This is a genomic window from Anaerobiospirillum sp. NML120511 (genome assembly GCF_023050955.1).
Taxonomy (GTDB): domain Bacteria; phylum Pseudomonadota; class Gammaproteobacteria; order Enterobacterales; family Succinivibrionaceae; genus Anaerobiospirillum.
Genome location: NZ_JALKIK010000010.1, coordinates 45,145 through 67,112, shown reverse-complemented (window position 1 = coordinate 67,112; position 21,968 = coordinate 45,145). Strand labels below are relative to the sequence as shown.

Annotated in this window: 13 protein-coding genes and 3 tRNA genes; 6 read left to right on the top strand and 10 right to left on the bottom strand. The window is 52.9% G+C overall.

Annotation, left to right across the window (positions count from 1 at the left end):
- Nucleotides 1-50: 50 nt before the first annotated feature.
- The 4 genes from MXE39_RS04580 to MXE39_RS04565 all read right to left on the bottom strand — a co-directional run bounded on the left by MXE39_RS04580 (nucleotide 51) and on the right by MXE39_RS04565 (nucleotide 7,565).
- Nucleotides 51-4,844: a DEAD/DEAH box helicase gene (locus tag MXE39_RS04580; protein ID WP_246977560.1), complete on the bottom strand. Its 4,794-nt coding sequence runs from the start codon at nucleotides 4,842-4,844 to the stop codon at nucleotides 51-53.
- A complete protein-coding gene (locus MXE39_RS04575; RefSeq protein WP_247073813.1) occupies nucleotides 4,837-5,220 on the bottom strand; it encodes a hypothetical protein in 384 nt (127 codons plus the stop codon). The genes MXE39_RS04580 and MXE39_RS04575 overlap by 8 nt, the downstream gene beginning before the upstream one ends.
- Nucleotides 5,221-5,462: 242 nt before the next feature.
- Nucleotides 5,463-6,389 carry a flagellin gene (locus MXE39_RS04570; protein ID WP_246977561.1) on the bottom strand — a complete coding sequence of 309 codons (927 nt, stop codon included), beginning with the start codon at nucleotides 6,387-6,389 and terminating at the stop codon, nucleotides 5,463-5,465.
- Between the two features lie 183 nt (nucleotides 6,390-6,572).
- Nucleotides 6,573-7,565 carry a flagellin gene (locus MXE39_RS04565; protein ID WP_246977562.1) on the bottom strand — a complete coding sequence of 331 codons (993 nt, stop codon included), beginning with the start codon at nucleotides 7,563-7,565 and terminating at the stop codon, nucleotides 6,573-6,575.
- 391 nt (nucleotides 7,566-7,956) lie between these two features.
- Here MXE39_RS04565 and MXE39_RS04560 point away from each other — a divergent pair, with 391 nt between their 5' ends.
- A complete protein-coding gene (locus MXE39_RS04560) occupies nucleotides 7,957-8,199 on the top strand; it encodes a hypothetical protein (protein WP_246977563.1) in 243 nt (80 codons plus the stop codon).
- 146 nt (nucleotides 8,200-8,345) lie between these two features.
- On the opposite strand, the gene MXE39_RS04555 is transcribed toward MXE39_RS04560, so the two are convergent.
- The 3 genes from MXE39_RS04555 to MXE39_RS04545 all read right to left on the bottom strand — a co-directional run bounded on the left by MXE39_RS04555 (nucleotide 8,346) and on the right by MXE39_RS04545 (nucleotide 8,631).
- A tRNA-Leu gene (locus tag MXE39_RS04555) sits at nucleotides 8,346-8,429 on the bottom strand.
- A 22-nt stretch (nucleotides 8,430-8,451) separates the two neighbouring features.
- Nucleotides 8,452-8,527, bottom strand: a tRNA-His gene (locus MXE39_RS04550).
- 27 nt (nucleotides 8,528-8,554) lie between these two features.
- A tRNA-Arg gene (locus tag MXE39_RS04545) sits at nucleotides 8,555-8,631 on the bottom strand.
- A gap of 772 nt (nucleotides 8,632-9,403) precedes the next feature.
- On the opposite strand from MXE39_RS04545, the gene MXE39_RS04540 reads away from it, so the two are divergent.
- Nucleotides 9,404-10,234, top strand: coding sequence for a sulfite exporter TauE/SafE family protein (locus tag MXE39_RS04540; RefSeq protein ID WP_246977564.1), 831 nt, complete (start codon nucleotides 9,404-9,406; stop codon nucleotides 10,232-10,234).
- A gap of 310 nt (nucleotides 10,235-10,544) precedes the next feature.
- Here MXE39_RS04540 and MXE39_RS04535 read toward each other — a convergent pair whose 3' ends face one another.
- The 3 genes from MXE39_RS04535 to MXE39_RS04525 form a co-directional block, all read right to left on the bottom strand.
- Entirely contained in the window at nucleotides 10,545-11,459 is a 915-nt protein-coding gene (locus MXE39_RS04535; protein WP_246977565.1) for a hypothetical protein, read from the bottom strand.
- A gap of 619 nt (nucleotides 11,460-12,078) precedes the next feature.
- A complete protein-coding gene (locus tag MXE39_RS04530; RefSeq protein ID WP_246977566.1) occupies nucleotides 12,079-12,993 on the bottom strand; it encodes a site-specific tyrosine recombinase in 915 nt (304 codons plus the stop codon).
- Nucleotides 12,994-13,976: 983 nt separating this feature from the next.
- The gene (locus tag MXE39_RS04525) at nucleotides 13,977-14,555 is read right to left on the bottom strand and encodes a pullulanase (protein ID WP_246977567.1); all 579 of its coding nucleotides are present in this window, start codon (nucleotides 14,553-14,555) and stop codon (nucleotides 13,977-13,979) included.
- 589 nt (nucleotides 14,556-15,144) lie between these two features.
- Here MXE39_RS04525 and coaE point away from each other — a divergent pair.
- The 4 genes from coaE to lptD all read left to right on the top strand — a co-directional run bounded on the left by coaE (nucleotide 15,145) and on the right by lptD (nucleotide 21,908).
- Nucleotides 15,145-16,017, top strand: coding sequence for a dephospho-CoA kinase (coaE, locus tag MXE39_RS04520; RefSeq protein ID WP_246977568.1), 873 nt, complete (start codon nucleotides 15,145-15,147; stop codon nucleotides 16,015-16,017).
- Between the two features lie 458 nt (nucleotides 16,018-16,475).
- Nucleotides 16,476-17,222: a cell division protein ZapD gene (gene zapD, locus MXE39_RS04515; RefSeq protein WP_246977569.1), complete on the top strand. Its 747-nt coding sequence runs from the start codon at nucleotides 16,476-16,478 to the stop codon at nucleotides 17,220-17,222.
- Nucleotides 17,219-17,557 carry a DNA gyrase inhibitor YacG gene (gene yacG, locus MXE39_RS04510; protein WP_348647466.1) on the top strand — a complete coding sequence of 113 codons (339 nt, stop codon included), beginning with the start codon at nucleotides 17,219-17,221 and terminating at the stop codon, nucleotides 17,555-17,557. The genes zapD and yacG overlap by 4 nt, the downstream gene beginning before the upstream one ends.
- A 1,663-nt stretch (nucleotides 17,558-19,220) precedes the next feature.
- The gene (lptD, locus tag MXE39_RS04505) at nucleotides 19,221-21,908 is read left to right on the top strand and encodes an LPS assembly protein LptD (RefSeq protein WP_246977570.1); all 2,688 of its coding nucleotides are present in this window, start codon (nucleotides 19,221-19,223) and stop codon (nucleotides 21,906-21,908) included.
- The last annotated feature ends 60 nt before the right edge of the window (nucleotides 21,909-21,968 follow it).

Sequence of the window (21,968 nt, the reverse complement as noted above, 5' to 3'; positions counted from 1 at the left end):
CCGTGCCAGGACCAGGCCGGGCCGAACGGCACGGCCATGGGCTGAATGTATTATTCCGAGAGCCTGAAGAGACTGGAGATCTCAGCGTTGGACATATTGCCAATCCAGGTCTCGCCTGTAACCACGGACAGGTCAGCCAGATCACGCTTGGAGCTGATCATGTCGTTGATACGCTCCTCGAAGGTGTTGGCACAGATAAATCTGTAGACCTGAACATTCTTCTTCTGGCCAATACGGTAGGCACGGTCAGTAGCCTGATTTTCCACGGCCGGGTTCCACCAGAGGTCAAAGTGAATGACGTAATTGGCCTCGGTAAGGTTAAGGCCCGTACCGGCAGCACGCAGCGAGAGCAGCAGGATACGGTCGGACGGATCGTTCTGGAACTTATCGACAATTTCATTACGGGCCGTACGGCTCAGGCCACCATGGAAGAAGTTGACCTCACGCCCGAAGTGCTCGGAAATAATGGTCCGCAGCATATTGCCCATGATTACTGACTGGGTAAAGATAAGCACCTTGCCACGGGCATCCATAATCTCATCGAGCAGCTCAATAAGACGCTGAACCTTGCCAGAATCTGCCGGGTCGTGATTGCCCTTGGGCTGATACTGAGCAGGTGAGTTACAGATAGCCTTGAGTCCCTGAATCATGCCCAGGATGATAGCACTGCGCATTCTGTCCTTCTCAACCTGCTCAGTGATATGGTCATCCTCAAGACGTCTTAGCTTGTCCATGGCATCGTTAAGACATACCTGGTACAGACTTGCCTGGAATGGAGTCAGAGCACAGTACTGATCAGAGGTAATCTTTTCCGGCAGATCAGAAATAATGTTCTTGTCAGACTTGAGGCGGCGCATGATAAAAGGAGCGGTGAGCTTCTTAAAGTCGTTAATGGCCTCATGGTCATGGTTGCGCTCAATTGGAGCAGCAAAACGGTTGTTGAAGTACGATACCGAGCCAAAAGCACCACGGTTGACGAAGTCAAGAATGGAGTAGTACTCAAGCAGTCTGTTCTCAACAGGAGTACCGGACATGGCAATGAAATTGTCTGCCACCAGATCACGAAGCGCCTTTCTCAGTGCTGTGGTCATGCTCTTAATGGCCTGGGCCTCGTCAATGACCACCATGCTGTATTCATGCTTCTTGAGCTTGCTGATACGGGAACGGGCAGTACCGTAGGAGGTCAGAATGATGTCAGTATCACCCACTACAAGATCAGTCTGGCCATAGAAGACATGCACTGTCATCTCAGGGGCAAAGTGGGCCACTTCACGTACCCAGTTGGTAATAAGCGAAGTAGGAACAATAACCAGAGCCGGACGCTCAGTTGTGATCTTGCCCTCCTCCTTGAGCTTGAACAAGGCAGAGATGACCTGCAGAGTCTTACCAAGACCCATGTCATCGGCAAGGATAGAACCAAGACCAATACGGGCGTTGCGCAGCAGCCACTCATAGCCGCGTAACTGATATGGACGCAGGGTAGCCTTAATGCCCTCAGGCAGAGCCACCTCCTGATCCCTGAGCATATGATCAAGAGCCTCACGCAGCTGAGCTGAATACATGACTTCAGTGTCATCAATGGTTCCGGTCAGCAGAGCGCTGAGCAGCTCCTGACGCTGCAGCTCACGCGCCTTTTGGCGATAGCTTTCATCAAGCTTGCGCAACATTTCAGGATCAGCGTAGATAAAGGAGTTCTTGAAGCGCACTACCTTGCCGGCATTGGCCATGAGAATCCTGAACTCTTTGTCACTAAGAGAGTGATCGCCTACAGCAATGGACCAGTCAAAGTTAATGAGCTCGCACATGCTCATAAAGCCCTGAGACTCATTGATCTTGCCATCAGGCAGAGACATGTGCAGGGCCTTTTTAGGCATGAGCATGTTCATAAGATGCTTTGGCATGACCAGTCTGACGCCCATCAGAGCCAGCACATTGCGGGCTGAGCATACAGTTTGATAGACACGGGTCAGAGGCAGAATCTCGACATTGAACTTGTTAGTGTAAAGACCCTCAAGCTCTGGAGCCTGAACGCTCAGACGGCTTAAGGTACGCAGACATTCCTGACGTATGGACTTAAAAGCCTCAATCTCAACTACATTATGCAGGGAGACAAAGCCGGTGTCGTCTAATACATGGCTGCAGCCTGACTGATGCAGGGCGTTTACCACCTCATCAGGCAGGTTCATGAAGCCAAACTCCATACCAATGCCATCGCAGTTGCCAAAGAGCGAATCAGAGCCCAGATCATCGTCCTCGTAGTATTCCTGGTCACTGTCATCATCGCCGTAGAACAGATGCATTATCTCCTCATCTGTCATACCAGGACGCACCATGGACTTATCGAGATTTTTGCGGGCATACTCAAGCAGCAGATCTTCCTGAATCTCCCTTTCTTTCATGGACTGCATGCGTACTTCCTCAATAAGGTGAGTAAAGACGCTGTCGCTGAAAGGAGAAAGATCAGAAATATCAACAAAACGCAGCACAGGAGTAAAGCGGTTCTGAGAGTGATTTGGTGTGGACAGATAGCTCTCAAGACGCAGACGCAGGCTGCGGGTCTCAAGGTCATTGCTGTCGCTGTCTACAGACTCGGCTCCCAGGATAACTCTGAGCTCAGGCAGACTGAGATTGGTTCTGGTCTCCTGGGTAAAAGCCCAGCTGATGTAGGACTGAATAAAAGGCACCAGTACCATTTCACCAAGGAAGAGCGGATCCATGTAGTACTGACGGTCAAGACGGTTGTAGATAAACTGCTCAAAGCCCTGCAGAGCAAGACCTACCTGGGTCACCAGAGACCTGATTTCCTCAGAGCAGGTAGCCGGATACCACAGAGCCTGCAGATCATTGTCGTAATTGACAATAAGACGAGGCGCAATGGCCCTGTTTTTAACCAGACTGGTGGCAATAAACCACAGAGAATAGAGTATGTTTACGTCAGCAGTCAGGCTGCGCAGCATCTCGGTGTTTTTTACATAGCCTGAGAAGATATTGAAAAGACCGCTGTTCTCACTGTCCTCGATAGCCAGCTCCTTACCTGAGGCATGCTTGAGCACGGCCGCAGTCAGCTCGCCTGCAGATGCGACAATGCTGTTGTCAGGCGGCAGCACATGCATGGTGGACAGAGTATTGCCCTTGCGACCCTTGATCACCACACAGGTGACATCATTGAGCTCGAGCAGACCACGACGGCTCATAAAGAAGAAAGGTGAGCGCGAGAAATAGCCGTGGGAGCTGATCGGGTCACGGGAGAAATTGTCTGCAGGCTGGCTGGTAGCTGCGCACCAGCTATCAAAGAGCTTGTCCTTGATGAAAGGATGGTGGTCGTGATTGATGCTGAACATGGTGCGTTCGCTGACATCGCGCAGCTGGCCCTCAGCCATCTTCTGGGCACGCTCCAGGGTGCGGTTAATGAGTTCACGCAGGTTGCCATGGGTAAAGCCGGCTGGAGACTGACCATACAGGGCCAGAATGGAATCGCCCATGTCAGGTATGGCCTCGTAGGTCATGCGCTCGAGATCATGCAGACTGCCCTGATAACGGCGCACGTCAATGCCAGTCTCGTCCTGGGCAATAACAGCATCGACCGCATCTTCATCGTCAATGGCTGCTTCGTCAGCATCGGCACTGTCGATAATGCTGAAGTTAAGCTTGCCGTCGCTGCCATCGGCATTGAGCACTTTGATGTCAGAAAAGCTGGTCTCTGCCTCATCAGGATCATAGCCATAGCGCAGCAGGCGGTTGATGCGCGACTGATAGTCTTTCATTTCAACTTCAGTCTGCTCCTGGAGCTCTTCAATTTCCTTTTCGTTGATCTTCAGGTCAGCATCGGCCTTGATAAAGCGGGCACGGGCCTGCTTTTCCTTGTCGGTCAGAGCCTCAAGTTCGTTGCGGGTATCCTCAAGCAAGGACAGTATTGCCTTGTTGCGGGCTGACTGACGGCCTCGGGTCTTAGGCAGGGCACCGCAGTTCTTTTCGAGCTCCTCATACTCCTCGCGCTTTTCCTGAGCAATGGCTACACAGTGATCGAGCACCTCACGGCTTTCATCACGGGTGGCCAGCAGAGCATCACGGGCATTTTCACGACGACGGATGTCATTGATTCTGTTGCGCAGAGAAACATCAAAAACGGTATCACGATCCTCATAGGACAGCAGATTATCGTCAAGATAAAGCACCTCGGCATCATTAGGGCTTACCGGGGTGAGAATAAGCTCGTAGTCGTTTTCACGGGCGCGGCTGACAATGTCCTTTGGCAGCAGCAGGGCGTCACGGAAGCACAGTACCTGAGCCGGAGTCTCAAGGGCCTCTTCATGCGCGGCGAAAATGTCGCGGCTCTCAAGCTCTTCGATAATGTCGATACCCAGCAGGTTGAAGTACATGACAGGATTGGTATCGATAAACTCACTGACCACGTAAATTACGGCGGCAATGTGTTTGCACGGTACAGCAAAATCCGGGCAGGTACAGGTCATGGACACGTCATGCCATGAGGTTGGGAAGAGCTTGATACCAAGTTCGGTGGCAATGTCAAAAAGACGCGGAGCCAGCTTGCGGTTGGCAAGGCCCGAGACCACGGAGAGGTCGCGGGCGGCGGCATCCATGAACTGACGGGTCTTTTCGGCCTTGACGCGCTCAAACTTGAGTTCGACCTTGTAGTAAGGGCAGTACTTGCCCACCACAAAGGCAGAAATCATAGCCTTGTCAGGATCGACCTTGAGATTGAAAACCGAGTCATTGCGGGCATAGGTAAGACCGCGCGGAATACGGTTGGCATTATCAATACCGGTAAGGGAATCCAGCCACTTCTGACCCCACCATGTAGTTCCGTACTTGTTTTTAGCCATAATCACCTGCAACAGCTGTCAAGCTCTGACCGAGCGTTTCATCCAGGACCGGGCCCCGGGCCCCATGCCTCACCAGAGACAAATCACTCCCCGGACACAAAACAGCCCCAAAACCCAAACAAAACAAAGAAAGAAAAGAAAGAATAAGGAAAGAAACCACCGACAGCTCCCGGAGCGCATCCAGAAACCACAAGCCCTCTCCACGTCCATCGCCAGCAGCAAAGTGACAGTCATCCAGTCCGGCCACAAAAAAAACACAGCCCCACCAGAAGAAAAACCCCGCCCCAAACGACAGACAATCCGTCATTTTACCCTGTACAGTCCAAAAATTCAGCTGCAAAACACCAAAGCCCAGCCACCCCCGCCCAACCATCATCTCCTGACAGACCAGCCCCGACAAATCTCAACAAAACAAGGCCACACTCAGTCAAACAACAGCACAACTTGCAAACCAGCAAGCAGCCAATCGTGCAGACAGCCAGGCAAGCAGGCAGGCAGACAGCCATCCATGCAAGCAGTCATACAGGCAGCAAGGCAGGCATCCCAGCAGACAGGCACAATCCACAAACAAAAAAGGCGGGATAACCCCGCCTCGATGATAAAAGACAATGAAATCTGTTAACCGCCTAACAGGCTCAGTGCGATGGTAGGACGCTGGTTAGCCTGTGCAAGAACAGTCTGTGAGGCCTGCTGAATAATGTTGTTCTGAGTAAGAGCAGCGGTCTCAGAGGCGAAGTCTGTGTCACGAATTCTGCTGCGGGCATCGGCCTGGTTTTCAGAGATGTTAGCCTGATTGCGAATGGTACTCTCCATTCTGTTTTGTAAAGCACCCAGTCCAGCACGCTTGGAATCAACTGCCTGAATCAGTTTGTCGATGTGCTCTAAAGCATAAGTTGCTCTGGAAGCAGTAGAAATTGTGTAGCGGATTGCATTGCCATTTTTGGCATCTTTCATGAGGCCATACTTTGCATTTTGATCGGTCTGATCAGCTGACTTAATCGCAGCCTGGTCAGCGATGCCACTTAAAGTAAATGGTTCAGTCCAGTCTAATGTCAGGGTGTTGCCGGCGTTGGCACCTACCTGGAAGGTGAGCTTGCCGTCTGTTGGAATCAGGCCTTTATCCTTACCAAGCAGGATTTCCTGACCGGCGAAAGTGGTCTGATTTGCAATACGGGTGATTTCCTGGGAAAGCTGAGTTACTTCTTCCTGAAGTGCTTTTCTGTCTGCTTCAGAGTTGGTGCCGTTAGCGGACTGGACTGCCAGCACGCGGATGCGCTGGAGCATGTTGGTGGTTTCGTCCAGAGCGCCTTCGATGGTCTGGGCAAGGGCGATGCCGTCATTGGTGTTGCGGTTGCCCTGGTTGAGGCCGTTAATCTGGGAGGTCAGGCGGTCGGAGATCTGCAGACCGGCAGCGTCGTCCTTGGCTGAGTTGATTCTCAGGCCTGAGGACAGTCTCTGGTATGAGGTATTTAAGCTCAGAGTGGCATTGCTCAGCTTGCGCTGGGCATTGATGGAGCTGACGTTCGTGTTGACGTAAAGAGCCATATTCTATCTCCCTGTATGGCCCTGTTCGGCCACTGCTAATCTTCTCTTATCATCAATCATGTCCATGACATGAGCATAATTCTACCTGTCAGGCTGCAATGCCTGTGCCACGAATTTAAATATGCATAAATGCAAAAAGGCGGGATAAACCCGCCTTGATGATAAAGGGAGAAGAAATCTGTATTACTGACCTAACAGGCTCAGAGCGATGGTAGGACGCTGGTTAGCCTGGGCTAAAACAGTCTGAGAAGCCTGCTGAATGATGTTGTTCTGTGTCAGAGCAGCGGTCTCAGAGGCGAAGTCTGTGTCACGAATTCTGCTGCGGGCATCAGCCTCATTTTCAGAAATGGAAGCCTGGTTACGAATGGTACTTTCCATACGATTTTGGAGAGCACCAAGCTCAGCACGACGTGAGTCTACGGCCTGGATAACAGAATCAATGTTAGCAAGAGTAGCTGTTGCCAATGATGCAGCAGAAATAGTCCAACGGACTTCAGAATTAGCATTACCGTCTATAACAATACCCTTTTGAGCATTAACAGGGGCATTATTAATTTTTACAGCTGCACCAAGACCTGCCATTGCGGCCAGTCCAGACATTGTAAATGCCTTATCCCAATTTAAAGTAAGGGTATCGTTAGCGTTAGCACCGACTTGGAAGACAATCTTTCCAGCATTTGCGCTACCAGCACTAGGAATAAGACTTGTCTTATTATTGAGATAAGCATCAGCACCATTCTTATCAGAAACTCGACCACCATTAATTACGGTAGCACCTGCAAAGGTGGTCTGGCGGGCGATACGGTTGATTTCCTGGGAGAGCTGGGTGACTTCCTCTTGGAGGGCCTTGCGGTCAGAAGCAGAGTTGGTGCCGTTGGCGGACTGGACAGCCAGCACGCGGATGCGCTGGAGCATGTTGGTGGTTTCGTCCAAGGCGCCTTCGATGGTCTGGGCAAGGGCGATACCGTCATTGGTGTTGCGGTTGCCCTGGTTGAGGCCGTTAATCTGGGAGGTCAGACGGTCGGAGATCTGCAGACCGGCAGCGTCGTCCTTGGCTGAGTTGATTCTCAGGCCTGAGGACAGTCTCTGGTATGAGGTATTTAAGCTCAGAGTGGCATTGCTCAGCTTGCGCTGGGCATTGATGGAGCTGACGTTCGTGTTGACGTAAAGAGCCATATCCGATCTCCCTTTATGGCCTTTGACGGCCGCTAACCTGGTGTTTTATTGCATAGTCACGTTGGGACATGATCCTGTATATATTCACCATCAGCAATGTACGTGCCACAAGCACATGAATTAACACATGCGCTACTAAACTGCTTTTAAAATCTCATATATATAAGCTTCATATCGACGTACGCTCACGCCGTGCCCCCCTACACACTGTCACAGAGTCAGGCCTCTTATCCAACCACCCGTCATTATTGTGACCGTGGAGCTGGCCGGGGGTTAAAAGACTGGCAAAACGATAACAGGTGCTTTCCTGGCGCGAATAGGTCGTAAATGAATGGCTTATCTTTCATACACGAAGTGAACGCTGCAGCATAGGCCGTGCATGTGCACGATTATGACTTCATATTCTGAATCACAGGGTTTTCAGATCTGGATGATGTGGAGGCAGGCACCTGGAGGTAGCGATGTGGTGATAGCCCAGGCATTAGGATTGGGGGGTAGTGATGTGGTGATGGCCCAGGTATCAGGATTGGGAGGTAGTGATGTGGTGATGGCCCAGGTATTGGGATTGGGAGATATGAGATATGGCGCTGGGCCTGGAGAGGTGAGCATCTGGCTCATGATGGAGATGAGTTAACGGGCTTGCCGCCCTGGAGGGAGGTGGTTGTGAAATGGCCTGAATAAGGCGTTCTGGATGAGGATTTTATTTACATACACGATGTATGTATTTTCTTCAGACGAAAAAAAAGCAACCATAAGGTTGCCGAATTTCTTGCTTTAGGATGGTGCGGGAGAAGGGACTCGAACCCTTACACCTAAGGCGCAAGAACCTAAATCTTGTGTGTCTACCAATTTCACCACTCCCGCAGAGTGGGACTAATTTAATCACTGGGGTGGCTGATGGGGCTCGAACCCACGACAACCGGAATCACAATCCGGGACTCTACCAACTGAGCTACAGCCACCAGAGATTAAATCAATCTGTTGACGCTTGGCGCGTCCTGAAGGAGTCGAACCTTCGCCCCACAGCTTAGAAGGCTGTTGCTCTATCCAACTGAGCTAAGGACGCCCTGCAGGTTTATCACTGCAATTGCTTGCTGTGATGTCTCAACGGGTGCATATAATATAGACTTCAAAATTCCTTGTCAACACTTTAATTCAAAGTTTTTCCAGATTTTACAATCAGGCCCCTGAACAGCCCCAAAAGCCGCTTCTATCGGGCCTGCAGACACATTGCCCCCACATTGCCCCTGTCCTGATTTTCGGACTGTACTCCCGGCCCCATACTTTTTTCGTTAGAGGCGATGCCATGCAGATCATGCCCCGGCCGTCTGCCGATAAAGCAGCTGGCGGCGTGCTCGACCGAGGAGCACGCCTGATGCTTTCTGCATTTCCAGTATATTGGCACTGCAAGGCAATTGCTCTGAGCACAATCAAACAGCCGCCCTTGAGATCAAAGCCTGGCTCCCTGTCCCCTTTGAGTTGACCTGATGACTGCTGTCCAGCTCATGCGCATTACTCAAAACCGGGTACTGTCTGAATGTGGGGGCTGCCTGTTCCCCTTATCTATGGGGCTCAGCCACTGGTGGAGCAGAGAGTCTTTCTGGTCTCGGCCCGCACATGGAGGCTGCAATCAGCTCCGGCACGGAGCATGACCGACAAGATCATTTGACTAATAAGTGCAGTGGCGCATAATGCGCCTGTTGTTTTCTCTGCAGCATACTGACACTGCCGGGCTGCTCAACTTATGGACCGGGCTATGGGGCTTTGGTCTTTGTTTTGTGGGATTGAGATTTACTGGGAGTGGATGATGGGGCTGCCAGCTTTTATCGAGGTTAATCATGTTTGGACTTGAATGGAGTGAGCTTATCTCTACCGTGGCAATACTGGCGGTCTGCGGCCTGGCTGGTGGCTTTCTTGCCGGATTGCTGGGCATTGGCGGCGGCATTATCTTCGTACCTGTCTTTTACTACATCTTTACTTCGGCCTTTCACGTCGATCCTTCAGTGGCCATGATGCTGGCTACAGGTACTTCCCTTACCTGTATGATCCCTACCTCCATTACTGCAGCCCTTGCCCAGTACCGCAATGGCAACACCAATATGGAGACCATCAAAACCTGGGCTCCAGGCCTGATTATTGGTGTGCTCACCGGTTCCCTGATTTCATCTTTCTATGGCGGCAAGTGGCTGGTAATCCTCTTTGGCTCCATGATGCTGCTCAACAGCCTCAACACCTTCTTCCGTGCCAAAGCCAAGCCTATGTTTGACTCCCTGCCAGGCAAGCTCGGTCAGCGCATCATAGCCTTCTGTATTTCCTTTCTGTCAGTAATGCTTGGTGTAGGTGGCGGTACCCTTACTGTTCCTGTGCTCAATGCCTGTTCCGAAAAGCCTCACCGCTCAGTAGGCACTTCCTCTGCCGTATCCCTCTTTGTAGGTATCCCGGGAGCTCTGGTGCTCTTCTTTACCGGTGTAACCCCTGATAATGCCCCAGTTTTCACCATAGGCTATGTCAGCCTGCTGGCCGTAGCCTGCGTTATCCCAATGTCCATTATCACTGCCCCACTGGGTGTAAAGATCGGTAAAGGTGTATCTCCTGCCACTTTAAAGCGTATCTTCGCTGTGGCCATGTTCCTCGTATCCGTACGCATGCTCATCTCTGGCCTGTCATAACAGCCTGGCCGGCAGCCACGGCGTTCCTTGCGTGCCTGCCCTGCCTCTGCTGCGGCTGCTGCAGCAGGTGGAGCGCTGCAGGCAAGGGCGCGAAATGCCCTGAGGCTGCATCCCCTAATTGTGGCCCTGCAGCACAGCCCGGTTCCTGACCTTGTGACCGGGTCAGCCGGACATGGGGTTAAGTGAGAGGCCCAATTACGCAAAACGCCCTGATGATCACTCATCAGGGCGTTTTGCTTATAGGACCGGCCTGAGCCTTCAGGCTCGGGCCGGTCGGCTGGCTGGAGGCGGGACGGCATCGCCATCTGACCTACATGCCGAGGCGGCGGACTTCGGCGCGGGCCTTCTTTACTATGTTGGAACGGTACCAGCGTGGGATTGGGCGGCTGAAGTTTTCAAAGTCGTTGAGAATACGACGGGACTGGGCCACCATGCGCTCCTGCTCGGCGCGTGAGCGACGGGCATGCTCTGAGCAACGGGTCAGGGCATAAATGGCGCTGTAGACAGCAAAGCCTACCCAGAAATTGGCCGGAACATTGACACCGCCAAAGTAGCCGTCGATTACACCAGCTACAACGCAAGGCATCTGGCCGGCGTCTTCACACTCAAAGAGTACCAGGTCCTCAATGGCGTCACCAAAGCCCCAGGAAGCACTTGGCTTTAAGATGACATTGCCTGAGCTGGTCAGGAAGACATTATCAAGGCGCAGACCACCGTAGCGGCGGGTGAGCTTGTAGTCAGCAAGGCCGTCAATACGGTCAATAATGGCAGAAAGAATTGGAGTTTCGTGATTGAAACGAGGGCCCTTGGTCAGGTAGGCAGTGAGCTTGTCATGAATAACGTCACGACGCTGCTCGGCCTTGTCCTTTTCCGGACCGGTCAGGGTGTCCTGGTGCAGAAGAGCGATGGCACGACCAAGCTTCTTGCCATTGGCGTACTGCAGGTGGGGATCGATTACAGACAGGAAGTTCTTGAACTCACCTACATTCTCATAGCCAAAAACAGCTGAGGTGTACTCATTGTTGGACTTGAGAGAGATGCCCTCGAGAATGTTGTTAGGGGCCAGGTCGTGAAAGATCTGGGTGCTCTTAAACTGACGGGTAATGCGGGACTTGTTGGTCTTGACCGGACCCTGCAAAGCCAGAAACTTGTCATTGGCTCCCTGCAGCGCAACATATTCATTGCCGTGCAAATCGAATGAAACAGAACGGTAACCTAACTGCACCCTGCTTTCTCCACTTCCAAAAGCGAACCCCTGCCCTGTGGCAGAATTTATACCCTTTACAGGCTCAGACAGATCTTGTAACTGAGGCCAGCCTTATCTGGCCATTTTATCAGATAGAAATCAGACTGTCTGTGCGAGCAGAACATGCCCTGAGGTACTGGCAAGCACACAACGGGCCAGGTATCACTGTCAAAGTTCCATACATACTCTTAAAGCCAGTTACATCCGTCCTTTACACTGCCTGCACCAACTCATCACACATCCTCAAAGCGGGCCATAAGTCCGGGAACACACTCCCGGGATTTTTCCTGTTATCTGACCTGATATAACCTGCCTCAACATGAGCCAGACAGGCCTCTGAGAATCCTGCTTTTTGCGGGCTGTACAGTTACTGACCGCCGCCTCAGCCATGACAGAGCAACTGCCAGATTTTCGGGCTATTTTTAATGCTGCAGGCTGACTGCTGGATGAACTGGTCCGTGCAGCTGTACGTACGATGCGGCCCTGACTGATGTTTCGTGGAGACTGATCTGTGGATGGGGCAGCTGGTACAGCGCAGCCATTGCTGCGCCGGCTGGGTTGCGCTGGCGGGGCTGCGCTGTCATGGCTGTTGTGTGCATCAGGCCTTTGGATGGGTCTTGTCGTAGACCTCGTGCATGCGGGCCAGAGCCACGTGGGTGTAGATCTGGGTAGTGGTCAGCGATGAGTGGCCCAGCATCATCTGCAGTGAGCGCAGGTCGGCGTCATGATTGAGCATGTGAGTAGCAAAGGCATGACGGAAAGTGTGCGGCGATGGTGATGAGCTTATGCCTATCTGGCTGGCATAGGATTTGACGCGATACCAGAAGGCAATGCGGCTCATGGGCTTGGCGCCATCAGGGCTTTTGTTGGACAAAAAGACGTAAGGTGAGAGCGAGTCAGGATCCTTTTCCGGACGGCGCAGACGCAGGTACTTCTCCACCCAGTAGCAGGCGGCATCAGTGATGGGAATGACGCGCTGGCGGTCACCCTTACCCTTGATGAGCATATAGCGTTCGCTAAGATGCATGTCCTCAAACTTGAGATTACACAGCTCACTGACGCGCATGCCGGTGGCATAGAGCAGCTCAAACATGGCCCGGTCGCGCAGACCGGTATGGCAGCCAAGGTCTGGAGCCTCCAGAAAGGCAACCACAGTCTCCTCAGACATTACCTTAGGCAGGTCACGGCGGCTCTTTGGTCTTTCAAGCTCAATCATGGGGTCATCTTCACGCAGGCCCTCAAGACGCTCAAAGCGGACAAAGCAGTTAATGGATGAGTAAAAGCGCAATATGGACTGGCCGGTTACACCCTCACTGGAGCGGCTTTCAAAATAGGCGCGCAAATCATCACTGGTAAAACCGGTCAGGGAAATCCTGTTGACACACAGATACTCAGTAAACCGGTTAATGTCGCTGCAGTAGGCAAGGCGTGAGTTCTCTGAAACACCCTTTTCCAGAATCAGGTAATCAGCAAAGGAAGCCAGCAGCATATTGCGCTCATTACTCATTTTCATCCCTCATCTTTATCATCCGATTCCATCGTATTGGGTAAACACATGGCAACCGTCCAAGACGGCATGCTGCGCCATCAGCGAAGTCCGCACAGTACATCTTTGCAAGCCCGTCGACCTGGCCATATAAGGTGCTGCCAGGCTGACTCTGCTGCATGCATGCCTGCATAGCTGCCCTCTGGCGTGCAGGCTGTCAGTCTGGCCAGGCCTTTCGTGTAATTGAGCACAAGCAGGCAGCCAACGGCTGCCTGTATTTTGCGCCCCTGTGCAGCAGAGTTGAGACTCAGGGATGCTGCGCATTTTCACTGCCTTTCCTGACAGCTGAGCCGGGCATATTTTCCCGTGTGACTTTAGCCTGCTGCTTGCCAGCATCCCCTGCATCCGAGCTCAGGGAGTCGCCTGCTTAAAGACGCATGCATTTATGCATGCGTGCATGCATGCACGCCTGTCAGAGAGCACTGATCCTGTCCTGCCGTACTGCAATACTGCTGGCCTTTTGTCCTGCTGCTCATGTGTCATGTTGTCCAGTTGTCATGCTCGCGACTGTCTGCTGTCATCAGGAGCATCAATGTCAGTACCAGCCATTACCAGGGCAACCAGCCGCTTACACATTGAATAATCTCTGCTGACTGGAAAGACCATTGCCATGCAGCAGACAGTACAGGTGACCACTGGACTGTCTTCCTGTCGCATGGCTGCACAGCCGGTCCGGCTGAGCTCATTGCAGGCCTGTCCAGACGGACAGGGCGCTGCATTACCTGGCAGGCTGCAGCATGGCTGGCACAGGTTATCAGGTCTGGACTGTCATGCCTGATCGGACGGCATGGGGTGCCCATAAAATAACAGCTCCCGAGGGAGCTGCTTTTGTGGTTCCTGATTACAGGATTGTGGGCCGTGGCTGCATGGCTGGGCAGTTGCCTGCAGGCAGGCCGTGGGCCTGGTGCTGCGGCCTGTGCCAGGGCCGCGGCCTTGGCCTGTGCCGAGGCCTATTCGTCGTTTTCAGGGATGCTGAACTGGGCAGCTACTTCCCTTCTGATGACCTCATCCATGGTGGTGAGTTTGCCATTTTCAAGACGGGTTACGGTGGCGTAAGGAACCTTGTTTTCAATAACAATGCAGAAACGGTAAATGCCGTCTGCTGACGGCTCGTAGCGCAGCTCCTCAAAGCGTGACTTGCCATTGAGGCGGGCCGGGCCTGAACCTTCACGCAGTACACCTGGTGGGCTGTTATAGCCAAAGTTGGTCCCCTTGCTCCAGTCCTCATCGGCAAACTTAAATCGGTATGGACTCCAGTCTGAGCGCAGCGGAGCTACTGTGCAGTACCTGTTCTCATCGAACTTTCTCAGGCGGTAGGACCTCTGGACGCCGTAGTCATTCATCTCACCACGCAGGTAGATATCACGTCCCTGGAAAACTTCCGGATGCCCGGTGCCGGTTGTGACATCGGCTGATGCTGATTCTTCATTACTCTGGCAGGCACTCATAGCCAGTGCGGCCAGCGGAGTTGACAGCAGTAAAAGCATCTTCTTGAATCTGTTCAATTTCACACCCAAATAACTATCCACTATGCAGCTCCATGCAGGGTCGCTGACATGCTGCTTAATTAACGTTGTTTCCGTTTGCACACATTTTAACACCAGGCCCATCTTTTTCCGATATCTTTGGGAACTCAAAATATCCGGTAATCAAAATGTGCAGGCATCACAAGCACATATACACTAAAGCTCAGTACTGATAAGATTGTCAGCCATTAACCGACAGAGCACCGGCCCCAAAGGACCGTCCACGGGCCCCCACGGGCAGCCCTCAGCCCCTGATAAATCAATCATACTTAAGGATGCAGATACCTGCTGCCCGGCAGCTGCCGCCACACCTGCAGCTGCCCGTGCAAAGCCATTACTGTCCTGACCGGACGTGCTGCGCAAGGCTGCAGCACCGCAACCGGTCCGGCCTTAATACTGAAAGTGACAGGGCCAGCGGCAGGCTGGCTGGAAGGCAGGAAGGCTGGAGGGCAAAGCCTGGCACGCCTGAGACGGGCTTGCCTGAGCCTGACCGGGTGGCTGTGATGCTGTCGGGGACCTGGTTGACCGCAATGCCGGACAGGTGAAAATACGCTGTGCCGGACCTCGTGCAGAGGTTCTCAGGAGTTTACTTATGTTGAAGATTGGACTTACAGGCAATATTGCCTGCGGCAAGAGCTTTATCAGCCGCCTGTTTGGCGTTTACGGTGTCATAATCATCGACAGCGACATGATTGCCCGTGAGGTGGTCAAGCCAGGCTCCCCGGCACTGGAGCAGATAGCTCAGCGCATGGGCTCTCATCTGATAATGGACGATGGGAATCTCAACCGCGCTGCCATGCGTGAGCTGGTTTTTGCTGACAAGGAAAAGCTGGCCATACTGTGTTCCATCACCCATCCGGCGATTCATGACCGTACCCTTGAGCTGTGCGATCGCTGTGCCCGTGGTGAGGGCCTGCCTGAGGACTATCTGTCCTTTGTGGCTCAGGAAGAGCAGCGCCGTCATGCCGCCGCTCAGGCTGCCCAGGCTGCGCGAGCAGGCCAGGCGGCCGCCGACGCTGCTGCGACAGCAGCCGGTGCTGGCGCAGATGAAAATGGGGAAATCAGGGACAGTGATGGTCTGCTTATCAGTGACAGCCACTGTGATGAGGGCAAGGTGGCACTCAGTGAGCCTCTTGATGCGTCCCTGGTGCTTGATAACAGGGAAGTACCCCCATATATCATCCTCGATATACCGCTGCTTTTTGAAAACCACCTTGAGGATATGGTAGACAGGATTCTGGTTGTGGACTCGGCCGTGAGCACCCAGATTGCACGTATCATCAGCCGCGACGGCTGCTCTGAGCAGACAGCACGCAATATCATTGACAGGCAGCTCAGCCGCACTTATAAGCGCGAACATGCTGACGATATCATTGAGACTGACGTTTTAAGCATAGCTGAAAAGCGTCATCACGTGTTAAACTTACATATCAGGTATCTGAAATTGTCTCAGAGTATGTCCTGAAAAATCTTTCCACAGGCTGTATCAAGAAAAATACACCCCTGCTTAAAACCGTTTGCAGCCCCGGCAGATGACAGATAATCACCTGTTTTGCCCACTTTTCAATCCTGAGCCTTTGCCTCCCTGATATGGCCTGCTCTATGGTTGACGCCGGCTCTAATGCATTGCGGCACGATGTCTGCAAATAAACGGTTTGCATTGTCAGCAAAGCTGACCCGTGCTCCGGCAGTTCCGGTCTGACATTGAAAGTTCAGGCTGACACCAGCCATGGAGCCACACTGTTGCGCTGCATGTGGCGCTGATAACCTGCTCATAGCTGTTTTGTGATTACTGGCCGGCACCGCACTTTCTGCAGCGGTTTACATATAACCTGACCATTCGCCTGCCCGCAAACTGTCTGAAGTAGCTGTCTGATATGTACAACTGGCTTCATTCAGCCCAGGATTAACGATAGATCAACCATGTTTGTTTACGATTTTCCCTTAAGTTCTAAAGCCCGAACTTATCTCAAGTTCGAGGCCATATTTAACCGCGTGCAGGAAAGTGCGAACTTAAACAGCAATTCTGATACTTTCAGTCTGCTGCGTGGACTTATCGACTTTATCGACCTGGTTGACGGTTCCGGTGCCCTGAAAATTGATATTGGCAAGGATCTTGACCGTATCACCCAGAAACTGCGTATCTGGCACAGTTATCCTGACGCTGATGAAAAGCTGGTTGATGAACTGCTCGAGCAGATCAACCAGTCTCACCGTGCGCTCAATACCTTTACCCGTCAGCGCACCGTATTGCAGAACGACCCTATTATCGAAAGCATCAAGCCACGTTTTCTGACCCCTTCAGGTATCAACTGCTTTGATACCCCGCTCTTTACTTTCTGGGCCAATCTTGACCGTGAAGAGAAGATGGAAACAGCCACCAAGTGGCTCAAGGAGCTTGACTGCATCCGTATTCCTATCACCTGCATCTTAAATCAGTGGCGTCTGTGCTCGGACTATCAGTCCCGCGTAGCCGTCAACGGCTTCATGCAGGAAACCTCAGAGCCATGTGAGCTCATCGAAATCAAGTATCCGCGCCATGTACGCGGCTACCCTGTGGTAAGCGGCTTTCAGTCCAATATAAACGTACGCTTCCTGCCATACACCAAAGGGGCACAGGTAGGCGACATTACCTTTGAACTTGCCTATGTAAGAGGTGGGATAATTTGAGCCTCAAAGACCTGCTGCCACCAGGCACCTACGACGAAATAGAAAAAGAAGCATGCTCCGGCCAGGCCGATGGCCCGGCCCAAAGCCAGGCTGCCGAAGGCCAGAGCAGCGACAAGCCACTTACCGTGGCCTGCCCATACTGCAAAAAGCCAGTAGTCTACTCAACAGCCAATCCTTTCCGCCCATTTTGCTCCGAGCGCTGCAAGATGCTCGATCTGGGAGCCTGGGCAAACGAGGAAAGAACAGTAGCCGGCAACGACATCAACATTGACGAGGATGCGGATCTGCTAAGCGATCCCAACCTGCCGCTCAGAAACATACCTGAGCAGAACTGACACATCAAAGGGCGCGCCGCGCCCTTTTGCATTTCTGCTCCCCACAAAATGCTCCATGCCCCAGGCCATGGGCCCAGTCCCAGCCATGGACCAGGACAGCTGCAGGCAGCTCAGCCCGGCAAAATCCTGAGCCCAGGCCCATGAACCCCATTAAGCTGGCCGCCACACGCTCACAGTCAGTGGTACAGGTGGCCCTGATCCTCGACAGAACGCCATGCGGACATGAAAAGCAAGACCACGACCTGCTCACCACAGTCTGGGACTCAACGCCTCTGTGCAATCCAGGTACTGAGCAATGCGGGGACATTACTGTGCTTAAGCACAGCAGCCCACTGGCCTGCCGCCGTCAGTAGACAAACTTTAAAAGACAGGCAATCCCAAGGCACGCTTTCCAAAAGCAATAACAGTTACTCAGCCCTCGATGCTGGTCAGCACCGGCAAGTCAGCTACAGTCCCTGTATGTGTATGCCCCCTTTGATATCCTCAGCACCAGCCGCCGCCACAGCTGCGACTACAGGGCATCTCCGGCAACAGTTACATGCACAGCCAAAGCCCGGGCAAGGGTAACAGCGGCACCGTGCTGCACGGCCGGCAATGAGCGCCATTGGCCATAACTGAGGCATGAGTACGTGGGCTATTGCCATGGGCGTGGAGGATTGAGCATGGTTTTGCATGCATGGAGCTGCCTGGGTGTTGTTAAGGTCTTGTGCCCGAGATCGGTCCTGATCGAATCTCACCTGATTGATATCCATGAGCGTCGTGGGTAATGCCATGCCTGTGGCACACAGGCATTAAGGTACTCCTTTTACCAGCCATGCAGGACTCCTCAATGCTGCCTGATGGTGCGCTGTGTAAGTCATAAGTTTTGGCCCTTATGCTCATAAACTCAGAAAAACGGATCTCAATATGGCCCAGCCTGAACTTCACAGGCCAGGGCCATCAGGACTACTTGAGTCTGGAAAAGGTATTTATGCCCTGAGCCTGCTCCTGACAGCTACAGACAGTTGGCAGCAACGGGACTATGGCTGCCGACCTTGCTCTGCTGCCAGGGTCTGGCTATGTGCCATGGCTGTAAGGTCATGCCTCAGGGCTATGGATCTGGAATCCTTGTACTGCATGCATCCATAAGCAAGCCGCCAGGTCAGCCCTGCTGGCTGCAAGGGCCGTGATGCTCCTTGCATGCCTGGCAGGCCAGGCCGGGCTGGATGCACGCCCAGATACACCTGGCTATTCCCAGGGCCAGGATGCTGGGAATTTCGGTGCTGACCTGACTGCGCCAGCAGCCCGGGCACGGCTGCTGTGGCGGCGTGCCCGGGCCGATGGCGGCTGCGCAGAGCGCGCAGGGCGTGTGTACGGCAGGCGGGCTGGGGCTGTGAGCAGGGCTGCGGTGGTGGCCTGATGCGTTTTACTGGCAGCAAGGATACGAATGCAGGTAGCCATAACAGGGCATTGTGATAAAATTCAGGATCCTGGGCGGACTGGATATAGCCGTCTTTATCTGCAAATCGCATCCTGACAGCCATTTTTGCCTGCACGGGCATGCATGCAGGCCTGCCTGCCCGCATGGCGCAGTCGTCCTGCAGGCGTGAGCGCAGCTCATGCCTGGTGGCGGTGTGCGGGCCGATAATGAGAAAGAAAGAAATCTACAGCAAGGACCTCTTTTGTGAAGCACCAGACATCTTCAAAGATCAGATTAAGCGCTCTTACAGCAGCGGTTACCTGTCTGCTATATGCACCAGGCTACTCCCTTGCCCAGGATAATTCAGAACTTACCGGCAGGGCCGCTGCAGCCGGCACTGGCGCCAGCGGCGGCGTGGTCAGCGCCGCACAGCCTGCCCGTACTGTAGCTGTGTCCGGTACCTCACGTAACAGGAATGTCATTCCTGTTGAAAAGCAGCGTCGTCTGAACAATGTCAGTCTCTTTGCCGGTGTGGCCTATACCACCATGGTCAATAATGTCACCACCGAGCAGTACCTGGCCAACCGTCATCTGGCTTCTTCCTCCACCTTCCCGCTGCGTCTTCTGACCAGTCTCAAGAAGAATCCATGGCGCGCCGCTCCTTTCATGCCGGTACAGGACCGTGATCTTTCCTGCTATTACGGCATTCCCCCTTATCGTGAGCCTCTTAACTTTGATGTGCGCACCACCCCAGTGGAAATCACTGCCAATGAGGTAACCGGAAGCATTGGCAATCTGGTCTCCTACTCAGGCGATGTCATCATTACCCAGGGCGACAAGACAGTAAGAGCCGATGAGGCTGTCTATGACCGCGCCAACGCCAGGGTAAGCACCAGTGGCAATCTCATTATTCAGGGCCCGGAGCTGACCATTAACAGCACTGGCTCACTGCAAAGTGATCTGACCACCAGCGTTTCCACCTTTACAGATGCCAGCTTCCAGTTCAACGGTTCAGTGGCCCGTGGCAGAGCTGAGTCTATTACCGTAGACAATTCCAGCCGCACTTCGGAAATTACCAGTCTGCAGTTCAGCACCTGTCCTGTAGACAATACCTCATGGTACTTCCAGTCTGACAAGGTCAAACTTGCTCAGGATGAGTCCTTTGGCAGCGCCTGGGGCAATGTCCTTTATATTAAGGACGTGCCTGTAATGTATCTGCCATATCTGAACTTCCCTATAACCAGCAAACGCAAGAGCGGTCTGTTATACCCGAGCTTTTCCATCAGCTCGGACAACGGCTTTGATTACCAGCAGCCGATTTATCTCAATATCGCGCCCAACTACGACTTTACCCTCACTCCACGTCTGATGACCAAGCGTGGTGTCCTGCTGTCCTCAGAGTTCCGCTACATGCCGGTTGAGGACTCATGGGGCTCCTTTACTCTTGATTATCTGCCTCAGGACAACAGCTGGGAACTGTCTGACAATTTTGATAACGACTATCGCTACTTCCTGCGCTGGGACCACACCTCATGGTTCATGGACCGCGATCTGCAGCTGAGCATTGACTACCAGAAGGTCCGTAACCAGGACTACGACTATATCAATGACATTGGACCGTCAGGCACCACCGTCACTGATGACCATCTCAAGCAGTCGCTCAAACTGAGCTATAACAGACCTGAATTTGTCATCAATACAGAAGTGCGCAACTACCAGCGCCTGCTGCCAGAGAGCCTGATTCACTACCGTCCTTTTGCCATGCTCCCTGATCTTCAGGCCGAGTACACCGACACAGTCGGTGCCCTGACCTATGATCTGAGCGGCTCGCTTACCAAATTTGCCTCCACCTCCGATGTGGAGAACTCAGGACGCTTTGAGGCCTACCGTTACCACTTTGAGCCTGATTTCAACTATCAGTTCTTCAACCAGCGCGGTACCTCACTTACAGCCCGTGCCAAGGGCTTCTTTACCCATTACTCTCAGGACAGCCTTGATAACATGCCTGATTACTACAGGCACGAACTGGGCTTTAATACCCTGGACAAAGAGGTAACCCGTGCCCTGTACATGGTACAGCTGCGCGCAAAGACCACTCTGGAGCGTAAGGTCATCGACCTGCGCCATACCCAGACTCTTGAGCCTGAGATTCAGTACCAGTTCATCCCTTACACGGATCAGAACAATATCGCCCTGTACGATACTACCAACCGCATGAGTGATTACTACTCCAACTTCTCCAGTTCTCACTACACAGGTAAGGATCGTATTGCCGATATCAACAGCATTACCTTTGGTCTGAGCTCACGTCTTCTTGATGCCCATGACCGCGAAATGATGCGCTTTGGTGTATCACAGACCTATTCCTTTGTACCTACCCGTGTCACCTTAAACCCTAATGACCCGGCAAACCTCTACCCGCGCAGTCCTCTGTCATTCTTCTTTGACGCCAATCCTGTACCGGGTATGACCACTCATGCCTCAGCTACCTATACCAATGAGACCAATGAGCTGGCCGCATGGACAGGCATGATGCGCTACAAGGATGAAAACGGTTTGCTCATGCAGGTAAGCTACCGCTTTGCCCGCGATGCCAACCGCTCCTTTGCCAATGAGACCATTGACCTTGGCCAGCTGGGTATAGTGACCGGTCTGCCACTTAGCGACCGCTTCAGCATGACCTTTGCCACCTACCATGATCTCGCCCAGGACACCAGTATCGACACCAAGGTGGCTCTCAAATACGAAGACTGCTGCTGGTCCATGGCCTTTATTTACGAAAACTACAATTCCTGTGACTGGGACTCACTTGAAGAGCAGCGCGACCACCGCGTGGGCGTGCAGTTTGAGTTCAAGGGTGTAGGTGCCATAAGCGTCACCGGCGACAGCTCAGATGACTTCACCAATACCCGCCTGCTCAACAGCTTCGATCCGACCAATCTCAACCAGTAGCCGCCCTCAGAGCCGAAGCTCCGAGGCCTGCGCTCAGGGCCGACGCTCCGAGGCCTCCCC